Below are 21939 nucleotides of genomic sequence, written 5' to 3'. Positions count from 1 at the left end.
GTATGAACAAACCGATGAACAGGGTAGGGGTTGCAGCGGCGCTGGCCTTGTCCCTGGGCCTTCTGCCGGGGCTGTCTGCCTGTGAGGGGCAGGTTCCCCAGGCCAGCCGGACCGAGCCTCAGAGCACTGCAACCACTGCTCCTGCGCCCAACCTGACCCCGGCCCAGGAGGCCCGCATCCGCAAGAGCATCGGGGCTGTTCTGGACCAGGCCAACGAGGCCAGGGACCCGGCCGGGTTGGACCGGCGAGTCAGCGGACCCCAGCTGGAGATCCGCACCAGCGAGCTGACCATAGCCCGGGCCACCGGGCAGCTGGATCCCAAGACGACCATTCCCACCACCATCGCCCAGACAGTCATTCCCGGCGATCCGGGGTGGCCACGTTCGGTCTTCTCGATTACCACCACCACGCAGGATCAGCAGTCCAAGCGCCTCCTGGTTCTGGATCAGGAGTCCGCCCATGAGAACTACAAGCTCTGGGGTGTGGCACGGCTCTTCCAAGGAGCCCAGCTGCCCAAGTTCCCGGTGGCCACCATCGGTGCCAGGATGGGGCAGGGCGACGATCAGGGTCTCAAGGCCACGCCGGTGGAGGCCGTGCGCCGCTATGCCGACCTCCTGCAGAATCCCCAGGGCAGCAAATATGCCAAGGAGTTCGCCCAGGATGACTTCCGCAACTCTCTGGGTACGCTGACTCAGGTGGTTCAGCAGGGAATCGAAGCCAACAAGGGCAGCCAGTCGCAGATCTTCACCCCGGCACAGGGGCAGCTGCGGGTCATGCACTCTTCCGATGGGGGCGACCTGGTCGTGGCCCGGATTGATTCGGTCTGGACCAGGCAGGCGGGTGAGGGCCGCGAGTCCTCGCCCGCCTCGGATGCCGAGAAGGCCCTCTTTGGACAGGGCAAGCCCACCAGCACTATGAAGGTCACCTATGTCAACGTGATCGCCCTCTACGTGCCCTCGGCGGATTCGCACGAGCCCATCAGGGCCGTGGGCGCCGAGCGCGAGCCCATCAAGGTGGAAGCGGTCTGAACGGCGGGATTGCGCTAGGTGAAAGCCCGGACTTTAGACTAGATTGGCTTCCAGGAGTTTGCATTCGAGGGCGGACCGAAGCTGCAGTCGGCGGCCGCCAGGTTAAGGAGGACTGACATGGCGAACAAAAACGGGCAGGGGCAGCCGGGCGTCTCGCTGGCAGGAGCAGTCGACCTGGGCGCGCTCAAGCACCAGGTTGACGCCGAGCCAGGCCAGCAGGGAGGGGCGCCTGCTGCCGGCGGCTATGTTATCGATACAACCGAGGCCAGTTTCCAGGCCATGGTTCAGACCTCTGCCACCTTCCCCATTCTGATTCTGCTCTGGGTGCCCACCGATGACCGCCTCTTCCCCCTGGCCACACGCCTGGCCCAGGCCGTCAACGCCCTGGAGGGGCGCATTCAGCTCTCCCGTATCGACATCGCGACCAATCCGCAGATCGCCCAGACCTTCCAGGTGCAGGATGCCCCGGCCCTCTTTGCCCTGTTGGCCGGCAGGCCCATGCCCATCCTGCAAGGACTGCCCACCGATGAGGAAATGAACCAGATCACCGATCAGCTCATCCCACAGGTGGTCCAGATGGCGCAGAAGACCGGTATCACTGGCAGCGCCCCCTACCAGGAGACCAACGACCAGGGGCAGGACGAGCAGGCTGGACAAGCAGCGGCTGATGCCATCCCGCCTGCCCATCAGGAGGCCCACCGACTGGCCCAAGAGGGCGACTATGCAGCTGCAGCCGAGGCTTATGACAAGCTGGTTCAGGCCGACTCGACCGACGACCTGGCCAAGCGTGAACAGGCCAAGTGCCTGCTTATGGCCCGGTCGGCCCAGGCCGATGTCCGTAAGGTCCGTCAGGCGGCTGCAGATGCCCCTGACGACCTGCAGGCCCAGTTGGATGTGGCCGATGTGGACATGATCGGCGGCCAGATCCAGGATGCCTTTGATCGCCTGCTGGACTTTCTGGCCGGGCACCGGGATCAGACCGATCCCATCCGTCGTCGTCTGCTGGAGTACTTCGTTATTCCTGAACCGACCGATCCTCGGCTGGCCAAGGCCCGTCGCCGTTTGTCCACGCTAATGTACTGATCAGGTTGCCGCGTATCGGCCTGAACCGATCCTGGGTCAGGACTCGTGGTTCCCGTCGAAGTTGGTCAGGAAGCGCGGTCCACTGGCCTTCAACTCTCGGTCGAAGTCGGTTGCCCAGTCGCCAAATGGGTGGTCAGCCAGCCCGTCGTTGGAGAACCGCGGGTCGTCGGTGATCTCCGTGGCGCAGAAGTCGGGGATGGTCAGGTCGGTCACCGGGCCGGTCCGCTCCACCTCGGCCACCACCAGGGGAGCGTTGCCGTCTCCGAAGACATCCAGGTTCCACCAGTCCTCGTCCAGCCAGACCCCATACCGGTTCTTGACGATGGGAATGCCGCCGCGCAGGATCAGTTCCAGGGCGATTCCCGGATCGATGGCCCGTTCGGCCTCGTAGCGGGTGCCGCCGACGGAGGGCCCCTTGGCCGTCATTGAGGCAGCGTCGAAGTGGTCGCCTTCCTCAAGCAGAGTGTGGAGGGCATCGGTCCGGGCCGTCATGGGCACCACCGGATCCACCTGGCCCTGCAGACGCACACGAAGGGCGAAGTTGTCCTCATGCACGTAGTAGCTCTGCACAATCAGGGTCGGTCGGCTCTCCCCGAGCAGCTCCCGAGGAAGGTCCCGGCAAAAGAATCTACGCTCGAACTCGAAATCGTCCTCGTCCTCATTCATGGCCATGCTTCCCATGGTACGGTAGGCGGGTTGAGGCCACCATTTGCTGTCCATGGCCGTTTCAAAGTCCAGGTATGTGAAGGCGGCTTGTGATGGCCGGGTGAAGGAACTACAGTATAAATTATCCCGAGAGAAGATCATCCGGGAATGTTGGCGGCTTCGCGCCACCGCATGAGGATGCAATGGCGCAACCGGGGCGGTGGCACGAGGCCTTGCCATCACGATACCTACGAAACGCCTGGAATCCTGCGGCAACACGCCGAGAGTGGCTGGAGCCGGACCGACACGTCAGGACGCGCATGGGTGCGAAAATGCATAAAATGTCCTAGTATGGTCTCTGTTGTCCACTGGAAAGTGGCTGTCGGGTTCGTAGCTCAGCGGATAGAGCGTCTGTCTCCGGAACAGAAGGTCGAGGGTTCGAATCCCTTCGAGCCCACCAAGATACAATCCCTGTAGTCAGGAAGATCGCTGGGATTTTTCTTCAGACGATGTCTTCTGCCATGATGTCTGAGATTACGGCATCCACTTGATGGGATAAGCGCACCCATGTGTCACGATATGTGTGGTGAATCACTAAGCTTTTGAGGAACATGGCCCTTGGCCCGCTTGTGTCCTCGTTCTCAGGTGCCATAGTGAAAGAGTAAGACCGAACGTCGGGGAGGACTGACGCTTCCGCGTTGTGGCGGAGCATCCTTTCCCCGGTGAAGCAAAGGAGTTCACATGGCCAATCGAATCAATGCAGGGGATGCTGTCCTTCACGTCCTGGAGCAGTGGGGGGTGCCGCGCATCTATGGCCTGCCCGGCGGTTCCTTCGACTCTATGATGAACGCCATCCACAACGAACGCGAGCGCATCGACTTCATCCAGGTCCGTCATGAGGAGGCCGGAGCCCTGGCTGCTGCCGGAGAGGCCAAGCTGACTGGCCGGATTGGTGTCTGCTTCGGCTCGTCTGGCCCTGGTGCGGTCCATCTGCTCAACGGCCTCTACGATGCCCGTGAGGACGGCGTGCCGGTGCTGGCCCTGGTGGGTGAGGTGCCCCAGGCCTTTATGAACATGGACTTCTTCCAGGCCATGGATGAGGTGCCTATCTTTACCGATGTGGCCGTATTCGCCCGGGCCGCCACCAACGCCCAAGGCCTGCCGGCCCTGGTGGACGAGGCCATCCGCCGCGCCTATGCCAGCCATGGGGTCTCCGTGGTCATCATCCCCAAGGATCTGGCCTGGGCCGAGATCGACGACCGCCCGGTGGCATCTGCGCCTAACTTCCGCAAGCCGGAGCCGCTGAAGCCTGCGGCCGACCAGGTCAGCAAGGCGGTTGAGATCATTCAGTCCGCCAAGGCGCCGCTGCTCTACTTCGGCCAGGGTGCTGCCGGGGCCCGCGATGAACTGGTCGCCATGTCCGAGCGTTTCAAGATGCCCATGGTGTCCACATTCCCGGCCAAGGGGATTGTGGAGGACACCTATCCTGCCTACCTGCAGTCGGCCGGCCGTGTGGCCACCAAGACCGCCACGGAGGCCATCTACACTTCGGATCTGACGGTCTGGGTGGGTTCGGACAACCCCTTCGGGTCCATGTTCGTCACTCCCAACACCAAGGTCATCCAGATCGACCTGAACCCTGTCAAGCTGGGCAAGCGCTTCCAGGCCAACGTGGTCCTGGCCATCCAGGCCGATGCCCGCGAGGCCCTCAAGGCGATAACCGCCGCCGGCCAGGACCAGGAGGAATCCGTCTTCTACAGGGCCTGCCTGCGCAGCAAGGAGAACTGGGACCAGTGGCTGGCCTCCTTCAACGAAGACACCCGCACGCCCCTAAGGCCCGAGCCCGTCTACCACATCATCGATCAGCAGCTTGAGGACAATGACATTGTCATCCCCGACGTGGGTAATGTGGACATCGACTTCCTGCGTCTGCTGCACCTGAAGCCCACCAACCGCTGGACCGTCTCCGGCAAGCACGCCACCATGGGCTATGCCGTGCCGGCCGCCTTGGCTGCCAAGCTGGAGCATCCGGAATCGACCGTCTACTCCCTGAGCGGCGACGGCGGATTCGCCATGCTCGGCGAGGAGGTGCTGGCCCAGCTCAAGTACCATGCCCCGGTCATCAACGTGGTCTTCTCCAACCAATCCTTGGGCTACATCGAGGCCGAGCAGCGCGATGACAGCCATCAGCCTCTGAGCGGGGTGGACCTGCCCGACACCGACTGGGCCAAGGTCGGCGAGGGCATGGGTGCCTTGGGCTTCACTGTGCGCACGGTGGCCGACGCGCGCCACGCTTTCTCCGAGGCTCGCAAGGCTGACAGATCTTCGGTCATCGACATCAAGCTGACAGGAGCCAGCCCTCTGGACACCCGCTATATGCGGTTCCCGGAGACCTGCTCGGATCCGGACCAGGTCGAGAAATTCGTCAAGACCTACGAGGCCGGCGACCTGCGCTCCCTGGCCTACTGGATGGGTCAGGAGGCTCGCAAGGGCTGAGACTGGTACCGCTTCTGCTGGGCGGGCACTCCTATAGTGGACGGTGTCCGCCCGGGGCTTCGGCCCGGCATGGGTGCGGCGGACCTGAAGAAAGGACGGACTCATGGAAGATGGACCGGAAGAGATCGGCACGCCATATGCGCCTCAGGCTTTGGGGGCTTACAGCCAGGCTGTGAAGGCCGGGGGCTTTGTCTTTGTCTCCGGACAGCTGGGCATCGACCCGGACACCGGCGAGCTGGTGGAGGGCACTGCGGCTGACCAGGCTACCCAGGCTCTGAAGAACGTCAAGAACATCTTGGATGCAGCCGGCACCGGCATGGAAAAGGTGGTTAAGGCCACCATCCTTATGCGGCGTGTGGAGGATTTCACCGAGGTGAATCAGGCCTACTCCCAGGTTTTCATCGGCTCGGTGCGGCCGGCCCGCGTGGCGTTCGGTGGCGCGGACATCCCCAAGGGGGCCCTGGTCGAGATCGAGGTCGTGGCCCTGGCCTGAGACAGGTCGGTTGCTGGTCCCCGCCGTCGCTAGACTTGAGGGCATGAGTCCTGAAGCACTTGCCCGTATCATCTCTTCGACCGCCGTCCAGATGGCCCAGTCGGGCCGCCTGGGAAACCTGGAGCCTGACATGGTTCCTGATGCCGACCATCTGGCGGTTATGCGTCCCAAGGACCGCTCCCACGGGGACTGGTCCACCAACATCGCCATGCAGCTGACCAAGAAGGCTGGCATGAGGCCTGCCGAATTGGGGCAGGCCTTGGCTGAGGCCCTGCGAAAGGCCGATGGGATCGCCCAGGTGGATGTGGCCGGGCCCGGCTTCATCAACATAACCTTGGATTCGGCCTCGGCGGCTGCTGTGGTTGATGCGGTCCTGGATGCGGGATCCGCCTTCGGAAGCAACGATCATCTGAGTGGACGCACGCTCAATTTGGAATTCGTCTCGGCAAACCCTACGGGCCCCATCCATATCGGCGGCACACGCTGGGCGGCTGTGGGCGACTCCATGGCCCGGGTCCTGGAGGCCAACGGTGCCAAGGTGGTCAGGGAGTACTACTTCAACGATCACGGCACGCAGATCGACCGCTTCTCCCGCTCGCTGGTGGCGGCGGCCCATGGTGAGCCCGTGCCTGCTGACGGCTACAAGGGTTCGTATATTGACGAGATTGCCTCGCGGGTAGTCAAGGAAGCCGCCGACCAGGGGCAGGACATCCTGGCTATGCCCAGGGTGCAGGACGAGGACGGCGCCGAAGGTGACAGCCCCCAGCGCGAGGCCTTCCGCACCCGGGCCGTGCCCATGATGTTCGCCGAGATTCAGCAGTCCATGCGTGACTTCCGGGTCAACTTCGATGTCTGGTTCCATGAGAACAGCCTGTATGAGTCCGGCCAGGTGGACCGGGCCATTGATGAGCTGCGGGCCAAGGGCGACATCTTCGAGAAGGACGGGGCTACCTGGTTCCGCTCCACCACCTACGGCGACGACAAGGACCGGGTGATTATCAAGTCCGACGGCCACGCAGCCTATGTGGCGGCCGACATCGCCTACTACCTGAACAAGCGACGCAGGCCCAAGGATCCCTGCGACGAGGCCATCTACATGCTGGGCGCCGACCATCACGGCTACATCGGCCGGATGATGGCCATCTGCGCAGCCTTCGGGGACACCCCAGGCGTGAACATGCAGATCCTGATCGGCCAGATGGTCAACGTCATCAAGGACGGTCAGGCCGTGCGCATGAGCAAGCGGGCAGGCAACGTGGTCACCATTGACGATCTGGTGGATGCCGTGGGTGTGGATGCCGCCCGGTACTCCCTGGCCCGTACTGACTACAACCAGAGCGTGGACATCGACCTGGACCTGCTGGCTTCGCACACCAACGACAACCCCGTCTACTACGTGCAGTACGCGCACGCCCGCTCCAGGAATGTGGATCGGAACGCAGCCCAGGCGGGCATCGACCGGTCCGGCGCCGACCTGTCCCTGTTGGACACCGCTGCCGACAACGATGTTCTGGGCGTCCTGGCCCTCTATCCCAATGTGGTTCAGACTGCAGGCGACCAGAAGGCTCCCCACCGGGTGGCCCACTACCTGGAGCAGCTGGCTGGGGTCTATCACCGCTGGTACAACCTGGAGCGCGTGGTGCCCATGGAACCCACCGGCCGTAAGGATCTGGACCAGGACGAGGACAGGAATCCACAGCCAGCCCGTGCGTCGGCACGTCTACGGCTCAATGACGCTGTGCAGCAGGTCATCGCCAATGGTCTGGATCTGCTGGGTGTCCAGGCCCCTGACCGTATGTAAGCCTGAAGGTTACCGGGAGGTCGTTAATGGAGACAGGGATGTGCGGGTTGGGGTCCGATGGGTTCTGGCCCGAGGCTCTGCAGCAGGACCATGAGGGCATGCTGAGCATGCACGGGTGCTCTATGGAAGATCTGGCCAAGCGTTACGGCACCCCCATGTATCTGATGGACACCGCGATGATGGCGGAACGGGCCTCGGCCTTCCGCCAGGCGGCTCTGCGAGACCTGGGCGGTGCGACCACCAGGGTCAGTTACGCGGGCAAGGCCTTCCTTAGCAAGGAGACCGTGCGGATCATGCTGCGCCAGGGGTTGGATATTGATACCTGCTCCCTGGGCGAGATGCTGATCGCTCAGGCTGCCGGTGCCCCTGGCCGCCGTCTGGTCCTGCACGGCAACAACAAGTCTGACCAGGAGATCGACCTGGCTGTGAGGGAGGGCTATAGGGCCATCGTTATCGATGCGCCCGACGAGCCTGCCCGAATCGCCGCTGCTGCAAGGGCACAGGGTCGTCGCGCCAAGGTCATGCTCCGGGTGACCGTGGGGGTGCACGCCGGCGGTCACGAGTACATTTCCACCGCACACGAGGATCAGAAGTTTGGCATCCCCCTGCTGCCCCAGGGCACCGACGTGAGTCTGCTGGACCTGGGCGCTGAGCCTGGGTCCTCAGGGCAGGCTGGGACAGCGACTCCGGCGGCCACGAAGAATGACAGCTCTTCGGCTCCTGGTGATTCTGTGGTCTCCCCGTCGTCTTCGGCACTGTATTCGGTTGCCAACGAGCCTGCTGAACCTGCCGATCCTGCCCGGATCAAAGCCATGTCCGCTCTGGCCGACGGACCGGCTATCGCCCTGCTCAAGGAGATTCGTTCCCACGAGCGGGAACTGGAGTTGGTGGGCATCCATACCCATATCGGCTCTCAGATCCATGACTCTTCGGCCTTCATCGAGGCCGCCCGGCGCATGATGCTGCTGCGGCATACCTTCTGGGCCACCGACGGATACCTGATGCCTGAGGTTGATCTGGGGGGCGGCTTCTCCGTGCCCTACACTCCAGATGAGGATCGGATGGACCTGGACGAGACCTTGACCAGCCTGGGGGCTGACATGGCCGCCATCAACCGCCGCTTGGGCATGCCCATGCCGGTCATCGCCTTCGAGCCCGGCCGCTGGATCGTGGCCCCATGCGGCATGAGCCTGTACCGGGTGGGCACCGTCAAGCCCGTTCCCCTGTCTGACGGAAGTGTGCGCACCTACGTTTCGGTTGACGGCGGCATGAGTGACAACATTCGTCCGGCTCTGTATGGGGCCGAGTACACTGCCGTCCTTGCCAACCGACATGGCAGCGTGGACCGGATTCAGGCCCGTGTGGTGGGCAAGCACTGTGAATCTGGGGATATCCTGGTGCAGGATGTGCCTCTGCCTGCGGACATTCGCCGGGGTGATTTGCTTTTGGTACCGGTGACCGGCGCCTACGGACGGACCATGGCCAGCAACTACAACCAGGCTCTGATCCCTCCCGTGGTGGGCCTGGACCAGTCTGGTGCCCAGCTGATGCTACGGCGGCAGACCATGGATGATCTGCTGGCCTTGGACCAGGGATGAGCCTCGCCCTCGGATGGAGCCAGCCGCTGGGGTAGGGGTGTCGGATTGGCTTTCTAAGATGGAGCAACACCCGGAGACAGGCCCCGTTGGGGCGGATGGAGGACCATATGCCTGAACGCATGCAGCAGCAGGAGGCCGTCAGGCCCATCCGCGTAGCACTTCTGGGGGCCGGGACCGTGGGCTCCCAGACTGCCCGCCTCTTGGTGGAGCAGAGCCAGGATCTAGCCAGTCGAGTGGGCCGCCCCCTGCAGCTGGTAGGTATCGCCGTCCTCCATCCTGACAAGGTCAAGGCTGATTGGATTGATCAGTCCCTGCTGACCACAGACTCAGCCGACTTAGTCACTAAAGCGGATATCGTCATCGAACTGATCGGCGGGATCGAGCCGGCCCGCACCCTGCTGCTCAAGGCCATCGAGTCCGGCGCCAGCGTGGTCACCGCCAACAAGGCCTTGCTGGCCCAGCACGGCCCTGAGCTCTACCGGGCCGCCGAAGAACGGGGCGTCGACATCTACTTCGAAGCGGCTGTGGGCGGGGCCATCCCCATCGTGCGGCCCCTGCGCGAATCTCTGGTGGGCGACGGAATCACCAGCTTGGTGGGTATCGTCAACGGGACCACCAACTACATTCTGGATGAGATGACCACCAAGGGTCTTCAATTCGATCAGGCCCTGCGCGATGCCCAGGCCAAGGGCTTCGCTGAGGCGGATCCCACTGCCGATGTGGACGGGCTGGATGCGGCCGCTAAGGCCGCCATCATGGCCACGCTGGCCTTCCATACCGATGTGCGCCTGGACGACGTCCCCGTGGAGGGCATCCGCGCCATCACCGCCGACGATATTGCGGCCGCACAGACCGAGCACCGGGTCATCAAGCTTCTGGCCGTGGCCGAACGCGGCGAACAGGGCATCTCCGCCCGGGTCTACCCGGCGTTGATTCCCGACAGCCACCCCCTGGCCTCGGTCCATGGCAGCTTCAACGCGGTTTTCGTCACAGCCAAGGCCGCCGACGATCTCATGTTCTACGGCCGGGGTGCCGGCGGAGCGCCCACAGCATCAGCCGTTGTGGGGGACGTGGTCACCGAGGCACGCCACATCGTCCAGCATGGCATGGGTCCGGGAATCCCCATGTACGCCAACATCCCCATGGCTCCGCTGGATGCATCCCGGGCCGCCTTTGCTGTCCGCTTCCTGATCCACGACAAGCCTGGCGTGCTGGCGGCCATCGCCCAGGTCTTCTCCGAGGCAGGCATCTCCATCAACGGAGTCAACCAGGACATCAAGCCCACCCTGCATGACCCGGGTTACAGCGGCGAGATCCAGCAGTTGCGCGTGGTCACCCATCTGTGCGACGAGGTGACCCTGCGACAGGTGGTCAAGCGGATCTCCACCTTCGACTCAGTCACCGGTCAGGCCTCTATCCTGCGCGTCTTCGATCGGCAGGCCCAATGATGGCCGTTGCTGCAGAAGGCCCGTCTACTGTTCGGGTGCGTGTGCCAGCCACCAGTGCCAACCTGGGATCAGGTTTCGATGCGGTCGGTCTGGCGCTGGACTACCATGACGAGATCGTCTTCACCCGTTCCGTGGACCAGGACGACACCACCGCCTATGTGGTAATCAAGGGCGAGGGGGAGCGGACTCTGCCCCGAGACGAGACCCACCTAGTCGTCTCAGCCTTCCGGCGGGCCTGCCAGGTCTTCGGACTGCCAAGGTTCGGCTTCATCATGCGCGCGGTCAACCGTATCCCCCAGGCCAGGGGTTTGGGTTCCAGCGCCGAGGCCATCGTAGCCGGTATCGCGGCGGCTGCGGCCTTCGCCCATGCCGGCCCTCTGCGTCGTGATGCCGTCTTTGCGTTGGCCGCCCAGATTGAGGGGCATCCCGACAACGTGGCGCCTGCTGTCTACGGGGGGTTGACCGTCTCCTATGATCTGGCCACTGGCGAGGGAGTGGGTTCTCTGCCCATAGCCGGGGGTGCGCCCTTGGAGGGCGGCTACCACACCCTGCGATACAAGGTGGACCCGGCCATCAAGGCCACAGTCTTCGTTCCCGGCGTTCATCTGTCCACACAGAAGGCACGACAGGCCCTGCCCAACCGGGTGCCTTACGCGGATGCTGTTCATAACCTGTCGCGGGCGGCCCTGATTCCTGGCGCTCTGAACCCAGGGTCACTGGATGACTTGGGAGCTGATGCAGCCGAGCAGGCTGCCAGGGCCAATGCCATGCTCTTTGTAGCTACCCAGGATCGACTCCATCAGCCATACCGGGCCGGGCTCATGCCGTCCTCCACCAAGCTCCTGCAGCTCCTTCGTCGTCAGGGCTATGCGGCGGCCGTCTCTGGGGCTGGACCATGCATTATCGTCCTGCACTACGGGGATGCCGAAAATGAGCTGCGGACCCTTGCCAGGGACTATCTGGATTCCGGTCGCTGGCGGATCCTGTCCTTGGACGTGGACTGCCAGGGGGTCCAGGTGGAACGGGACCAGGAAGGCAATCGTGAACACTGAAGACAGGCATATCCCGCTCATCCTGGCCTCATCCTCCCCCTCCAGGCGTCGGCTTCTGGTCCAGGCGGGCATCGACCCCATCATTCGACCCTCAAAGGTCGATGAGCCGGCTGTGCTTGCGGAACAGGCCCGTAAACTGGGTTGTCGCCTGGATGACCTGGATGTGCGCGAACGGGTCAGCGTCTTGGCTGAGGCCAAGGCTTCGGCTGTCCAAGCGACCATGGATGCCGTCAAGGATGCCGAAAGACGTTCCCGGGGCGATCTGGTCACGTTCAGGCCTCTGAGCCAGGGTGATTCAGGTGCATCCTCCCGGGATCCCATGAGCCGGGTCATTGGGGCCTGGGGCGGGATGCTCGGCGCCGGGCGTGGGCCCCTCCTGCTGGGGTGCGACTCGCTGTTCAGCATGGACGGTGCTGTCATGGGCAAGCCTCACCAGCCGGAGCGTGCTTTGGAGCGGCTGATGGCCATGCGCGGCCAAACCGGCACCCTGGTAACCGGCCACTGTCTGATCGATCTGGCCACCGGCCGACGTGCCCGAGCGGTCAGCAGCGCTCAAGTGACCTTCGGAGACTATGACAGGGCCGTCATGCAGGCCTATGTGGCCACCGGCGAACCCCTGGAGGTGGCAGGATCCTTCACCTTGGAGGGATTGGGCAGCGCCTTCATCCAGGGCATTCGAGGCGATCCCAGCGGGGTGATGGGATTGAGCATGCCCACCCTGCGCGCCCTGGCTCAGGAGCTGGGCGTCTCCTGGCCTGACCTGTGGGCCCAACGGGTCCTGCCCGAGCGGCAGCAGACGGACGGATCAACGCATGGTCCTGAGGGACTGGTCGCTCCCGTGGAGAATGTCCATCAGCCCGGCGACGGGTGGGTGGACTGCGCCTGCGGCAAGCGGCACTGGGGGCTCAACGGGGCTGCCGGCGTTTTGTTGGTCCGGCGTGATGCCCGCACAGGTGTGCCGGTCAGTGTGCTTCTGCAGCACCGGGCCCGCTGGAGCGCTGAGGGCGGCACCTGGGGTGTGCCGGGCGGCGCCATCTCCGACGGGGAGAACCCCTTGGAGGGCGGCCTGCGCGAGAGCTATGAGGAGGCCAACATCCGTCCGGAGGACATTCAGGTGGTGGGTTCCTACTTGGAGGACCACGGCCCCTGGGGTTACACGACCATACTGGCCTTTGAGCGTCCCGGCCACCAGGTCGATCCCCGCATGAATGACGATGAGAGCATTGCCCTGGAATGGGTGGACCTGGACAAGGTCGCGGACCTGCCCCTTCTGAAGGCCTTCGGACGGGACTGGCCGCACTTTAGACAACGCTTGGAGGTTCTGGCAGCCGAAGGCTGAGTAGGCAGCTTGCCTGGGCACATCAGCTCAGGAGCAGAGCAACCAGAGCGATGATCACGGGCGAGGTGATCGTGCTCAACAGGATGCCGTCCCTGGCGAAGGTGGTTCCCACCTCGTACCGGGCGGCGTAGTTGTAGACGTTCTGGCCGGTGGGCAGGGCCGCCAGAACCACGCACCCGTACAGCTCCGCCCCGCTGAAGCCCATCATGAACCGGGCCAGCAGGTAAGCGATCATGGGCATGACCAGATTCTTCAGGATCACCGCACAAAGGGTGGCACGACGGTCAGTGCCCCGGCCCATGGGTCGCGAACCCCGCAGGGACATGCCGAAGGCCATGAGGATCATGGGCACGGCCGACTGTCCGATCATGTCGATGGGCTTGTAGACGAAGTCAGGGATGACGAAATGGCCGGCCTGGGCGCTGATAGCCGATATCACTATGCCGCCTATGGAGCCGATGAGGATCGGCTGCTTCAGAGGCTGTTTGAGGATGGTCTTGACCGAAAGCTTGCCAGAGGTGGTCGCGTCCAGAACGGTCAGCCCGATTGGGGTGAAAAGGGCCTGTTGCATGACCAGGATAGGGGCCACCAGTGTGGGATTGCCCAGAATATAGGTGGCTACAGGCAGCCCGATGTTATTGGAGTTCAAATACAGGGAGTCGAGAGCGCCGATGGTGGCTTCGGCGGCCGGCAGGTGGAAGCTGGCCGCATTCAGGGCCACGAAAAGCAGACCCACGGCCGCCGCCGACAGGAAGGCCACGATGATGCTGGGGTGGAAGATTACCGATAGCTTCTGCTTGGAGAGGATGGCGAACATCAGGCAGGGCGTTGACACAAAGAATGAGTATTTGTTCAGCACCAGCTGGGCTGTGGGACCGCCTACATGGAAGCGGGCGGCCACATAGCCCACGGCGATGACCACGCCGATGATGAAGAACCCCTCCATGGCGCTGAGCAGTCCAGGCACTCCGGCATCCTCCTCGTCTCGCATGGTGGACGGCGGCCTCCCAGGCGGAGTGCCACCGCTTCCGTCGCCCCCATTGTGCCACTAGGACCTCATGCTTGCGGCTGCAGGTCCATCTGCGATTCCCGGCCCGCTAGCATGGCACTATGGCCAAGAACACACAGACGGATATTGATCTTCTCTCCGGCACCCGGGGGGTTGAACCTTCCCAGGCCTTGGCAAGGATACTGGAGTCCATGACCGCCCTGCCTTCGGTCAGCGGCCAGGAGGGCGCCCTGGCTGATGCCGTCCAGAGGACCCTGTCCTCACGAGCCGACCTCTTGGTCCAACGGTTGGGAGATACGGTCGTGGCCTCCACCCAGCTGGGCCGTCCCCACCGCATCGTTCTTGCCGGGCATCTGGACACCGTACCCGTGGATGGGAACCTCCCCCCGCGCTGGCTGGAGCCCGGCGACCCGGACATCCGCGCCGACCTGGCCGCCGCCCACCCTGGATCCCGGGTGCTGTACGGCAGGGGCTCCGCCGACATGAAGGCCTCGGATGCCGTCTTTCTTCACCTGGCGCTCACCATGCAGGAGCCGGTCTATGACCTGACCTTTGTCTTCTACGACCATGAGGAGGTCCAGGCCGACCTGAACGGGCTGGGCCGGGTGGTGGCCGCCCACCCTGACTGGGTGCAAGGTGATTTCGCCATCATCGGCGAGCCAACCGACTGCACCATCGAGGCCGGCTGCAATGGAACCATGCGCTTCGATCTGATCACCCACGGCACGGCGGCCCACTCCGCCCGGGCCTGGATGGGTAGCAACGCCATCCACGCGGCCGCGCCCATTCTGGACCGGCTGGAGCAGTACCGTCCGGCCACGGTGCGGGTGGATGGCCTGGACTACCGGGAGGGACTCAACGCCACCATGATCGAGGGCGGCCTGGGCACCAACGTCATTCCCGACCGCTGCCGGGTGCATGTCAACTACCGTTTCGCCCCCGACAAGAGTCTGGCTCAGGCCAAGGAGTTGATGATGGGTCAAGGGACAGGCGCTGAGCTGGGCAATGGCGAGCATATGGCCCGCGGCGGGGTCTTCCAGGGATTCTCGGTGCGCATGTGTGACGAATCGCCAGCGGCCCGTCCGGGTCTGGATTCGCCCTGGGCGCGTTCACTAGCGGACCTGGTTGCCCGGACCACGGGCCAGCAGCCTCGTGCCAAGTTGGGGTGGACCGATGTGGCCCGATTTTCAGCCCTTGGCCTACCAGCCGTCAACCTGGGCGCAGGGGACCCCCTGCTGGCCCACAAGGCCGACGAACAGGTGCCCCTGGATGACCTGGTCCGGCTGGAAGCAATACTGGTCGAATGGCTCAATGGACCTGAAGACCGCTGATCTGTGACATACTAGATGACGGTGGTTCTGCCTGACCACTTGCAGCGTAGGCGTTGATCCCCCCGGACGGAGACCCAGTGACCCGTGTGGGCGTCGGTGTCCGCCTGCGTCAGGAAGACTTTTTGCCAAGGCGTTTCGATCGGGCGCACGCAGGTGCGCGGTTGCAGTGAGAGTGCAGCGTGAGGACGGATCGGGACCGTGAGAGCGGCGCGAGGCGGCGTGCCGCAAGGAGCATTGTGCCCGAAAATACGAATGAGGATACCAAGGATAATCGGTCCGCCATCAGTGATGGGCAGGGGCGGCAGGTTGAAGAGACTGCAAGTCCCGGCACTCGTCGCCGCTCCGGACGGCGTGTGGTCAGGGTGGCCGGCGCGGCCGGTGCCGACGTGCCTGTGAAGGTCGAGGCCGAGAAGCGCAAGACCTCCCGTAAGGCCAAGGAGGAGGAGGACGAGTCCAAGCCCTCCGCCACCCGTCGCCGTCGCACTCGCAAGTCCAAGGAGAATCAGGCTGCCGATCAGAGCGCGCAGGACCATTCCAGCCAAGATGCTCAGGGGGATGAGAGCGAGTCCAAGCCAACCAGGACGACTACTCGTCGTCGCAGCCGTACTACTGCCCGCCGACGCACCGAGGAGCATGCCCAGGAGGGCGAACCTGATCAAGACCGTCAGGAACGTGCCCTTGAGGCTGTGGAGGCTCTGACCTCGGGGCTCAGCCAGAGGACAGACCGGAAGGCTGAGGAGCAGGATGAGCGTCCGCGTGCCGCCCGCACCGCCCGTCCCCGTCCTATGACGTCGTTGCTCTTCCAGGAGCCCGTTATACCCGTCTCCAGGCCTGAGCAGAATGAGCGCGACGAACGGGATGAGGAGGACGAGGATGCCGAACAGTCATCCAAGCCCTCCCGCCGAAGCAAATCCAGGAGCACCTCGGAGGGCGGTTCACGCCGTTCCCGCAGGCTCAATGCCGAGGAGCGCAGGGCCGCCGACGAGGTGGAGCGCATCGAGGAGGATCTGGATCACGAGGGCATAACCTTCGTAGTTGACGAGGATCAGGATCAGGATCAGGACGAGGACCAGAATGAGTCCGGCACTCGCACTCGTCGTCGCCGCCGTGCCAAGAGCGATGATGAGGGCTCTGAGAAGCCCGTTTCCACTCGCCGCCGTCGCGGGCACGAGCAGGAGAAGGACAAGGATGACGAGGACGAGGCCCCGCTGACCCGTCGCCGCCGCCGTCGCAGAGGCTCCAAGTCCGCTGAGGGCGAGTCAGAGGAGTCCAGTACCCGCCGTTCGCGCAAACAGCAATATATTGACGAGATCACCGACGTGGAGGGCTCCACCCGCTTGGAGGCCAAAAAGCAGCGCCGGCGGGACAACCGCCGCGAACGCTCGCGTCAGTCCCAACTGGTCGAGCAGGACTTCCTGGCCCGCCGTGAAAACGTCAACCGCCTGATGGTGGTGCGCGAGAAGGAGCACCACACCCAGATCTCGGTCATCGAGGACGATATCCTGGTCGAGCACTACGTCTCCGACATCCAGGAGGTCTCCACTGTAGGCAACATCTACCTGGGCCGGGTTCAGAACGTCCTGCCCAGCATGGAGGCCGCCTTCGTGGACATCGGCCAGGCCCGCAACGGCGTGCTCTATGCCGGCGAGGTCAACTGGGACTCCACCCGTCTGGAGGGTCAGCCCCGCCGGATCGAACTGGCCTTCAAATCCGGTGACCCTGTGCTGGTCCAGGTCACCAAGGACCCCATTGGCCACAAGGGTGCACGGCTGACCTCGCAGGTCACGCTGGCCGGCCGTTTCCTGGTCCTGGTGCCTTCGGGCGGCATGACCGGCGTCAGTCGCAAGCTGCCCGACCGCGAGCGTTCCCGTCTCAAGAGCATCGTCTCCAAGGTGGCCCCCAAGGACATGGGCGTCATCATTCGCACCGCGGCAGAGGGGGCCAGCGAGGAGGCCCTGACCAAGGACCTGGAGAACCTGCAGCGTCAGTGGGGCAAGATCGAGGACAAGCGCAAGGAGTTCCTGCACGGCAAGCGTCCCAAGCTTCTGCAGGGCGAGCCGGACGTGGCTATCCGTGTGGTTCGAGACATCTTCAACGACGACTTCGCCAAGCTGGTGGTCCAGGGCGAGGGGGTCTACGAGAGGGTCCGCAACTACCTGGAGACCATGGCCCCCGACCTGGAGGAGAAACTTGAGCACTGGGACCCGGCCGAGCACCAGGGCAAGGATGTTTTCGATCGCTGGAGCATCGACAGCCAACTGCGCAAGGGCATGGAGCGCCAGGTCTACCTGCCCTCCGGCGGCTCCCTGGTCATCGACCGCACTGAGGCTATGACCACCATCGACGTGAACACGGGCCGCTTCATCGGCAAGGGCAAGTCGCTGGAGGAGACGGTGACCCGTTGCAACCTGGAGGCTTCCGAGGAGATCGCCCGCCAGCTGCGCCTGCGCGACATCGGCGGCATGATCATGATCGACTACGTGGATATGGTCATGCCGGCTAATCGCGACCTGGTCCTGCGCCGCTTGGTCGAGTGCCTGGCCCGGGACCGCACCAAGCACCAGGTGGCCGAGGTCACCTCCCTGGGCCTGGTGCAGATGACCCGCAAGCGGGTGGGCCAGGGTCTGGTCGAGGCCTTCTCCGAGGAGTGCCCCACCTGCCATGGCCGAGGCTTCATCCTTCACGACAAGCCGACCATCTCAGCCTCCTATGCCGACCCATACGCAGTCAAGGGCGGCGACCCCTTCGTCAAGACCAACAAGCATGGGCACGGCTCCTCTTCCAAGGAGACCTTGTCCACAGGCTCGACCCCTGCAGTCAAGGCCAAGCTGGCCAGGATCGCTGCGGCGGCCCAGGCGGCGTCGGACGAGGATGATGCCCAGGCTGAGACGGCGGATGTCGCCAAGGAGTCATAAACTGAATTCGTTTTGTCGGCGGAGCAGGCACATTTGACGACGCGGTGTGTTTGCTTCTATACTGGTTAGCTGGTGTCTGGACGGGTCCGTCAATCGCATGGCGAGACCCGGATGCCGGGCGCATACAGCTTTGGACAACAGGCAAGGTAGGGCTATGTACGCGATTGTGAAGGCCGGAGGCCATCAGGAGAAGGTCGAGGTCGGTGACCAGATCACGGTCAACCGTCTGGCTGCCAGGAAGGGCGAGTCGGTCGAGTTTCCGGTCGCGCTGGTCGTCGATGGATCCAAGGTGACCATGGCCGCCAAGGATCTGGCCAAGATCTCTGTCAAGGGCGAGGTCGTGGACGACGAGGCCAAGGGCCCCAAGATCAACATCCAGAAGTTCAAGAACAAGACCGGCGTGGCGCGCCGCAAGGGCCACCGTCAGAAGCAGACCGTGGTCAAGATCACGGCCATCGCCTGAAGGCCTAGGTCGAGGTAGGAAAGGAACCAGACATGGCACATAAGAAGGGCGCGTCCAGCTCACGCAACGGGCGCGATTCGAATGCACAGTACCTGGGCGTCAAGAAGTTCGGCGGCGAGGCCGTAGTGGCCGGCAACATCATTGTTCGCCAGCGTGGCACCAAGTTCCATCCCGGCCAGAATGTCGGTCTGGGTAAGGATCACACCCTCTTCGCCCTGACGGACGGAACGGTTCGGTTCGCCAACCGGCGTGACCGCAAGGTCGTTGACGTGCTTACCGCCTGATTGCCCTTTATCGGCATCAGCCAAGGCCATCCCTGTCGTGGGGGTGGCCTTTTTGCATATATGTATGAAGATGCAGGGCATTCAGCTCTCAGGGGCCGCATGTCAGGCCGGATTGAGTACCATGGGCCCCTATGAGCGCATTTGTGGATCAGGTCACCGTCCATGTCAAGGGTGGCGACGGCGGCAATGGAGCGTCCTCCATCCGCCGCGAGAAGTACAAGCCCCTGGCCGGGCCTGATGGAGGCGACGGCGGCCAGGGCGGCTCGGTCATTCTTCAGGCCGATGCCAACGCCACCAGCCTGCTGGACTACCGCTTCCTGCCGCACCGCCAGGCCGAATCAGGCACCATGGGTCTGGGCGGCGACAAGGACGGCAGCCGTGGCCAGGATCTGATTCTGCCGGTGCCGGTGGGCACCGTGGTCTTCACCGCCAAAGGAGGCCAAGGCGAGCGCAAGCAGCCTGGTGAGCGACTGGCCGACCTGGCCCACGTGGGAGACCGGTTCGTTGCAGCCCAAGGCGGCGTGGGCGGTCTGGGCAACCGCTCCCTGGCCACCAAGGCCAGGCGGGCTCCTGGCTTCGCGTTGCTAGGGGATGCCGGGCAGGAGCGCGACCTGGTGCTGGAGCTCAAATCCATCGCCGACGTGGCCCTGGTGGGTTTCCCTAGCGCGGGCAAATCCAGCCTGGTGGCGGCCATGAGCGCGGCCCGGCCCAAGATCGCCGACTATCCATTCACTACCCTGGTGCCCAACCTGGGCGTGGTCCAGGCAGGGGAAAGCCGCTTTACTATGGCCGATGTGCCAGGGCTGATTCCAGGAGCCTCCCAAGGCAAGGGTCTTGGGCTGGAGTTTCTGCGGCACATCGAGCGTACCGAGATTATCGCCCACGTCATCGATTGTGCCACCTTGGAGCCTGATCGGGACCCCATGAGCGACTACCGGGCCCTGGAAGAGGAGCTTTCCCATTATGCCGACCGCCTGGAGCTTCCTCTGGGAGTCATCCCCATGGCCGAGCGGCCCAGGGTGATCATCCTCAACAAGGCTGACCTGCCGGAAGCTCGCGAACTGGCCGAATTTGTTAGGCCTGACTTCGAGGCCCTGGGTCTCAAGGTCTTTGTGGTCTCCACAGCCTCGCATCAGGGGCTTAAGGAACTGGGTTACTACTTGGCCGGTCTGGTGGACCGCCTGCGCGGGCAGCTGCGTCAGCGGGAAGAGGCCAGGCAGGAGGAGCGCGTGGTTATCCGCCCCTTGGAGCGGCGGCGCAGGAGCGGCGACCAGTCCGGGGACTTCACCCTTGAGCGGCATCAGACCCGTTCCGGACAGACCTGGTTCAGGGTCTGCGGAGCCAAGCCCGAGCGTTGGGTCCGCCAGACCAACTTCGACAACGAGGAGGCCGTGGGCTATCTGGCTGACTGCCTGGCCCGGATGGGTGTGGAGGATGCTCTGCGCAAGGCCGGAGCCAGGCCAGGTGACGAGGTCCGCATCGGTCCTGGCGACGATGCGGTGGCCTTCGACTGGGATCCGAGTGTGGCGGCCGGCGCCGAAATGCTGGATGGCACCCCCCAGGTGGCCCGGGGTCGTGACCTGCGCCTGGAGGAGAGCCAGGGGCTCAACCGTCGCCGCACCAACAGCGAACGCCGCCGCCAGTACCACCAGATGATGGATGCCCGGCAGGCGGTGCGACAGGTCATGGAGCAGGAACGGCGCCAGGGGCACTGGGCCGACCCCTCCGTGGACGACGATCCCCACGACAGGCAGGGCCTGCTGGGGCGCGGGGACGCGGATGCTGCCAGTTCGGAGGAGGCTGGGCAATGACCGAACGGGAAGGATCTGCTGAGGCTGAGATCCGCTCCCGAGTGGCTCAGGCCCGTACCATGGTGGTCAAGGTAGGATCCAGCTCTCTGACCGATCTCCATGGGCACTTGGACCTTGGCCGCCTGCGTTCGCTGGTGGGCGCCCTGGCCTCGGCTGCCGTGAATGGCGCTCGCCTGGTCCTGGTCACTTCCGGGGCTATTGCAGCTGGTTTTGGCACCCTGGGATTCGACGAACGCCCCGGTGATGTGGCCACCCAGCAGGCTACGGCCTCAGTGGGCCAGGGTCTGCTCATGGCTCAGTACGAGACCGCCTTCGCCCGCTATGACCTACGGGTTGGCCAGATCCTGATCACCGCTCGTGACACCACCCATGCAGTCCAGTACCGCAACGCCCGGCGCACCCTCTGCCGTCTGTTGGATCTGGGGGTCATCCCCATCGTCAATGAGAACGATGCCCTGGCCAGCAACGAGATCCGTTTCGGCGACAACGACCATCTTTCGGCCCTGATCGCCAACATTGTCAGTGCCGATGCCCTGGTCCTGCTGACTGATGTGGATGCCCTCTACACTGAACCCCCGTCCCAGCCAGGGGCTCACAGGATCGGCTTTGTGCCGGACGTGGCGGCCATTATGGACCAAGTGGATGCCCAGGGGTCCGTCTCTGGGCTGGGAACCGGGGGCATGTCCACCAAGCTGGAGGCGGCGCGGATTGCTGCGGCCTCCGGCATGCCCGTGGTCTTGACCTGCGCCGATCTTGCAGGTCCTGCCCTGGCCGGCGACCGGGTGGGCACCCTCTTCGCCCCCATCCGTCCGCGGGGCTCCTCGCACCGGCTCTGGATCAAGTTCGCATCCCGTCCCCGGGGCGGCTATCTGGTGGATCAGGGGGCCGTCAAAGCTCTGCGCGGTGGTCGGGCCAGCCTGCTGGCAGCTGGTGCCAGATCGGTCCAGGGCGAGTTCTCGGCCGGGGATCCGGTCTGGATTCATGATGAGTCCGGTCACCAGGTGGCCAAGGGTCTGTCCGGCTACGATTCCGAGGAGGCTCAGGACATGCTGGGCCTAAACACCAAGGAGCTCCGCCGCCGACTGGGCGCTCACTATGCCCACCCGCTGGTGCATCGGGACTCTCTGGTCCTTGTCTGAGCGC

The 21939-nt window shown here is 64.1% G+C and carries 17 protein-coding genes and 1 tRNA gene; 16 read left to right on the top strand and 2 right to left on the bottom strand.

The genetic code is table 11. The annotated features are described in order from the left end of the window. The first annotated feature begins 2 nt into the window (after nucleotides 1–2). Complete coding sequence (locus H3V09_RS05615) at nucleotides 3–1028, top strand: hypothetical protein (RefSeq protein ID WP_198191441.1); 1026 nt, start codon at nucleotides 3–5, stop codon at nucleotides 1026–1028. Nucleotides 1029–1145: 117 nt separating this feature from the next. Then, nucleotides 1146–2111: a co-chaperone YbbN gene (locus tag H3V09_RS05610; protein WP_144178344.1), complete on the top strand. Its 966-nt coding sequence runs from the start codon at nucleotides 1146–1148 to the stop codon at nucleotides 2109–2111. A 36-nt stretch (nucleotides 2112–2147) separates the two neighbouring features. Here H3V09_RS05610 and H3V09_RS05605 read toward each other — a convergent pair whose 3' ends face one another. Continuing rightward, on the bottom strand, nucleotides 2148–2777 hold the full coding sequence (locus H3V09_RS05605) for a hypothetical protein (protein WP_198191442.1): 630 nt from the start codon (nucleotides 2775–2777) through the stop codon (nucleotides 2148–2150). A 363-nt stretch (nucleotides 2778–3140) separates the two neighbouring features. Here H3V09_RS05605 and H3V09_RS05600 point away from each other — a divergent pair. From H3V09_RS05600 to H3V09_RS05565, 8 genes are all read left to right on the top strand, one after another. Further along, nucleotides 3141–3216 (top strand) — tRNA-Arg (locus H3V09_RS05600). A gap of 281 nt (nucleotides 3217–3497) precedes the next feature. Continuing rightward, nucleotides 3498–5252, top strand: coding sequence for a pyruvate oxidase (spxB, locus tag H3V09_RS05595; protein ID WP_110425807.1), 1755 nt, complete (start codon nucleotides 3498–3500; stop codon nucleotides 5250–5252). A 103-nt stretch (nucleotides 5253–5355) separates the two neighbouring features. Next, nucleotides 5356–5745, top strand: coding sequence for a Rid family detoxifying hydrolase (locus H3V09_RS05590; protein ID WP_198191325.1), 390 nt, complete (start codon nucleotides 5356–5358; stop codon nucleotides 5743–5745). Nucleotides 5746–5788: 43 nt separating this feature from the next. Continuing rightward, entirely contained in the window at nucleotides 5789–7546 is a 1758-nt protein-coding gene (gene argS / locus H3V09_RS05585) for an arginine--tRNA ligase (RefSeq protein ID WP_198191326.1), read from the top strand. A gap of 26 nt (nucleotides 7547–7572) precedes the next feature. Beyond that, nucleotides 7573–9144, top strand: a complete 1572-nt coding sequence (locus H3V09_RS05580) for a diaminopimelate decarboxylase family protein (protein ID WP_232339457.1) — start codon at nucleotides 7573–7575, stop codon at nucleotides 9142–9144. Between the two features lie 107 nt (nucleotides 9145–9251). Further along, the gene (locus tag H3V09_RS05575; protein ID WP_198191327.1) at nucleotides 9252–10592 is read left to right on the top strand and encodes a homoserine dehydrogenase; all 1341 of its coding nucleotides are present in this window, start codon (nucleotides 9252–9254) and stop codon (nucleotides 10590–10592) included. After that, nucleotides 10592–11644, top strand: a complete 1053-nt coding sequence (thrB, locus tag H3V09_RS05570; RefSeq protein ID WP_415873509.1) for a homoserine kinase — start codon at nucleotides 10592–10594, stop codon at nucleotides 11642–11644. Before H3V09_RS05575 ends, thrB begins: the two co-directional genes overlap by 1 nt. Next, nucleotides 11634–12983, top strand: a complete 1350-nt coding sequence (locus tag H3V09_RS05565; RefSeq protein ID WP_198191329.1) for a Maf family nucleotide pyrophosphatase — start codon at nucleotides 11634–11636, stop codon at nucleotides 12981–12983. Before thrB ends, H3V09_RS05565 begins: the two co-directional genes overlap by 11 nt. Before the next feature lie 22 nt (nucleotides 12984–13005). Here H3V09_RS05565 and H3V09_RS05560 read toward each other — a convergent pair whose 3' ends face one another. Beyond that, nucleotides 13006–13950 (bottom strand): AEC family transporter, encoded by a 945-nt coding sequence (locus tag H3V09_RS05560; protein WP_198191444.1) that lies wholly within the window; start codon nucleotides 13948–13950, stop codon nucleotides 13006–13008. Between the two features lie 143 nt (nucleotides 13951–14093). On the opposite strand from H3V09_RS05560, the gene dapE reads away from it, so the two are divergent. The 6 genes from dapE (at nucleotide 14094) to proB (ending at nucleotide 21935) form a co-directional block, all read left to right on the top strand. Beyond that, entirely contained in the window at nucleotides 14094–15323 is a 1230-nt protein-coding gene (gene dapE, locus H3V09_RS05555) for a succinyl-diaminopimelate desuccinylase (protein WP_198191330.1), read from the top strand. Between the two features lie 236 nt (nucleotides 15324–15559). Then, on the top strand, nucleotides 15560–18238 hold the full coding sequence (locus H3V09_RS05550; protein WP_198191331.1) for an Rne/Rng family ribonuclease: 2679 nt from the start codon (nucleotides 15560–15562) through the stop codon (nucleotides 18236–18238). Nucleotides 18239–18392: 154 nt separating this feature from the next. Beyond that, nucleotides 18393–18701 (top strand): 50S ribosomal protein L21, encoded by a 309-nt coding sequence (gene rplU, locus H3V09_RS05545; RefSeq protein WP_024626855.1) that lies wholly within the window; start codon nucleotides 18393–18395, stop codon nucleotides 18699–18701. Nucleotides 18702–18733: 32 nt separating this feature from the next. Then, a complete protein-coding gene (gene rpmA, locus H3V09_RS05540) occupies nucleotides 18734–18985 on the top strand; it encodes a 50S ribosomal protein L27 (protein ID WP_015022457.1) in 252 nt (83 codons plus the stop codon). Nucleotides 18986–19116: 131 nt separating this feature from the next. After that, nucleotides 19117–20796 (top strand): GTPase ObgE, encoded by a 1680-nt coding sequence (obgE, locus tag H3V09_RS05535; RefSeq protein ID WP_198191332.1) that lies wholly within the window; start codon nucleotides 19117–19119, stop codon nucleotides 20794–20796. Further along, nucleotides 20793–21935 carry a glutamate 5-kinase gene (gene proB / locus H3V09_RS05530; RefSeq protein ID WP_198191333.1) on the top strand — a complete coding sequence of 381 codons (1143 nt, stop codon included), beginning with the start codon at nucleotides 20793–20795 and terminating at the stop codon, nucleotides 21933–21935. The genes obgE and proB overlap by 4 nt, the downstream gene beginning before the upstream one ends. Nucleotides 21936–21939 lie beyond the last annotated feature (4 nt).

The sequence above is a fragment of the Bifidobacterium sp. M0399 genome (genome assembly GCF_016100595.1).
Classification (GTDB): domain Bacteria; phylum Actinomycetota; class Actinomycetes; order Actinomycetales; family Bifidobacteriaceae; genus Bombiscardovia; species Bombiscardovia polysaccharolytica.
Note: the sequence above shows the minus strand (reverse complement) of the source record. Positions and strands in the feature narration are given on the sequence as shown.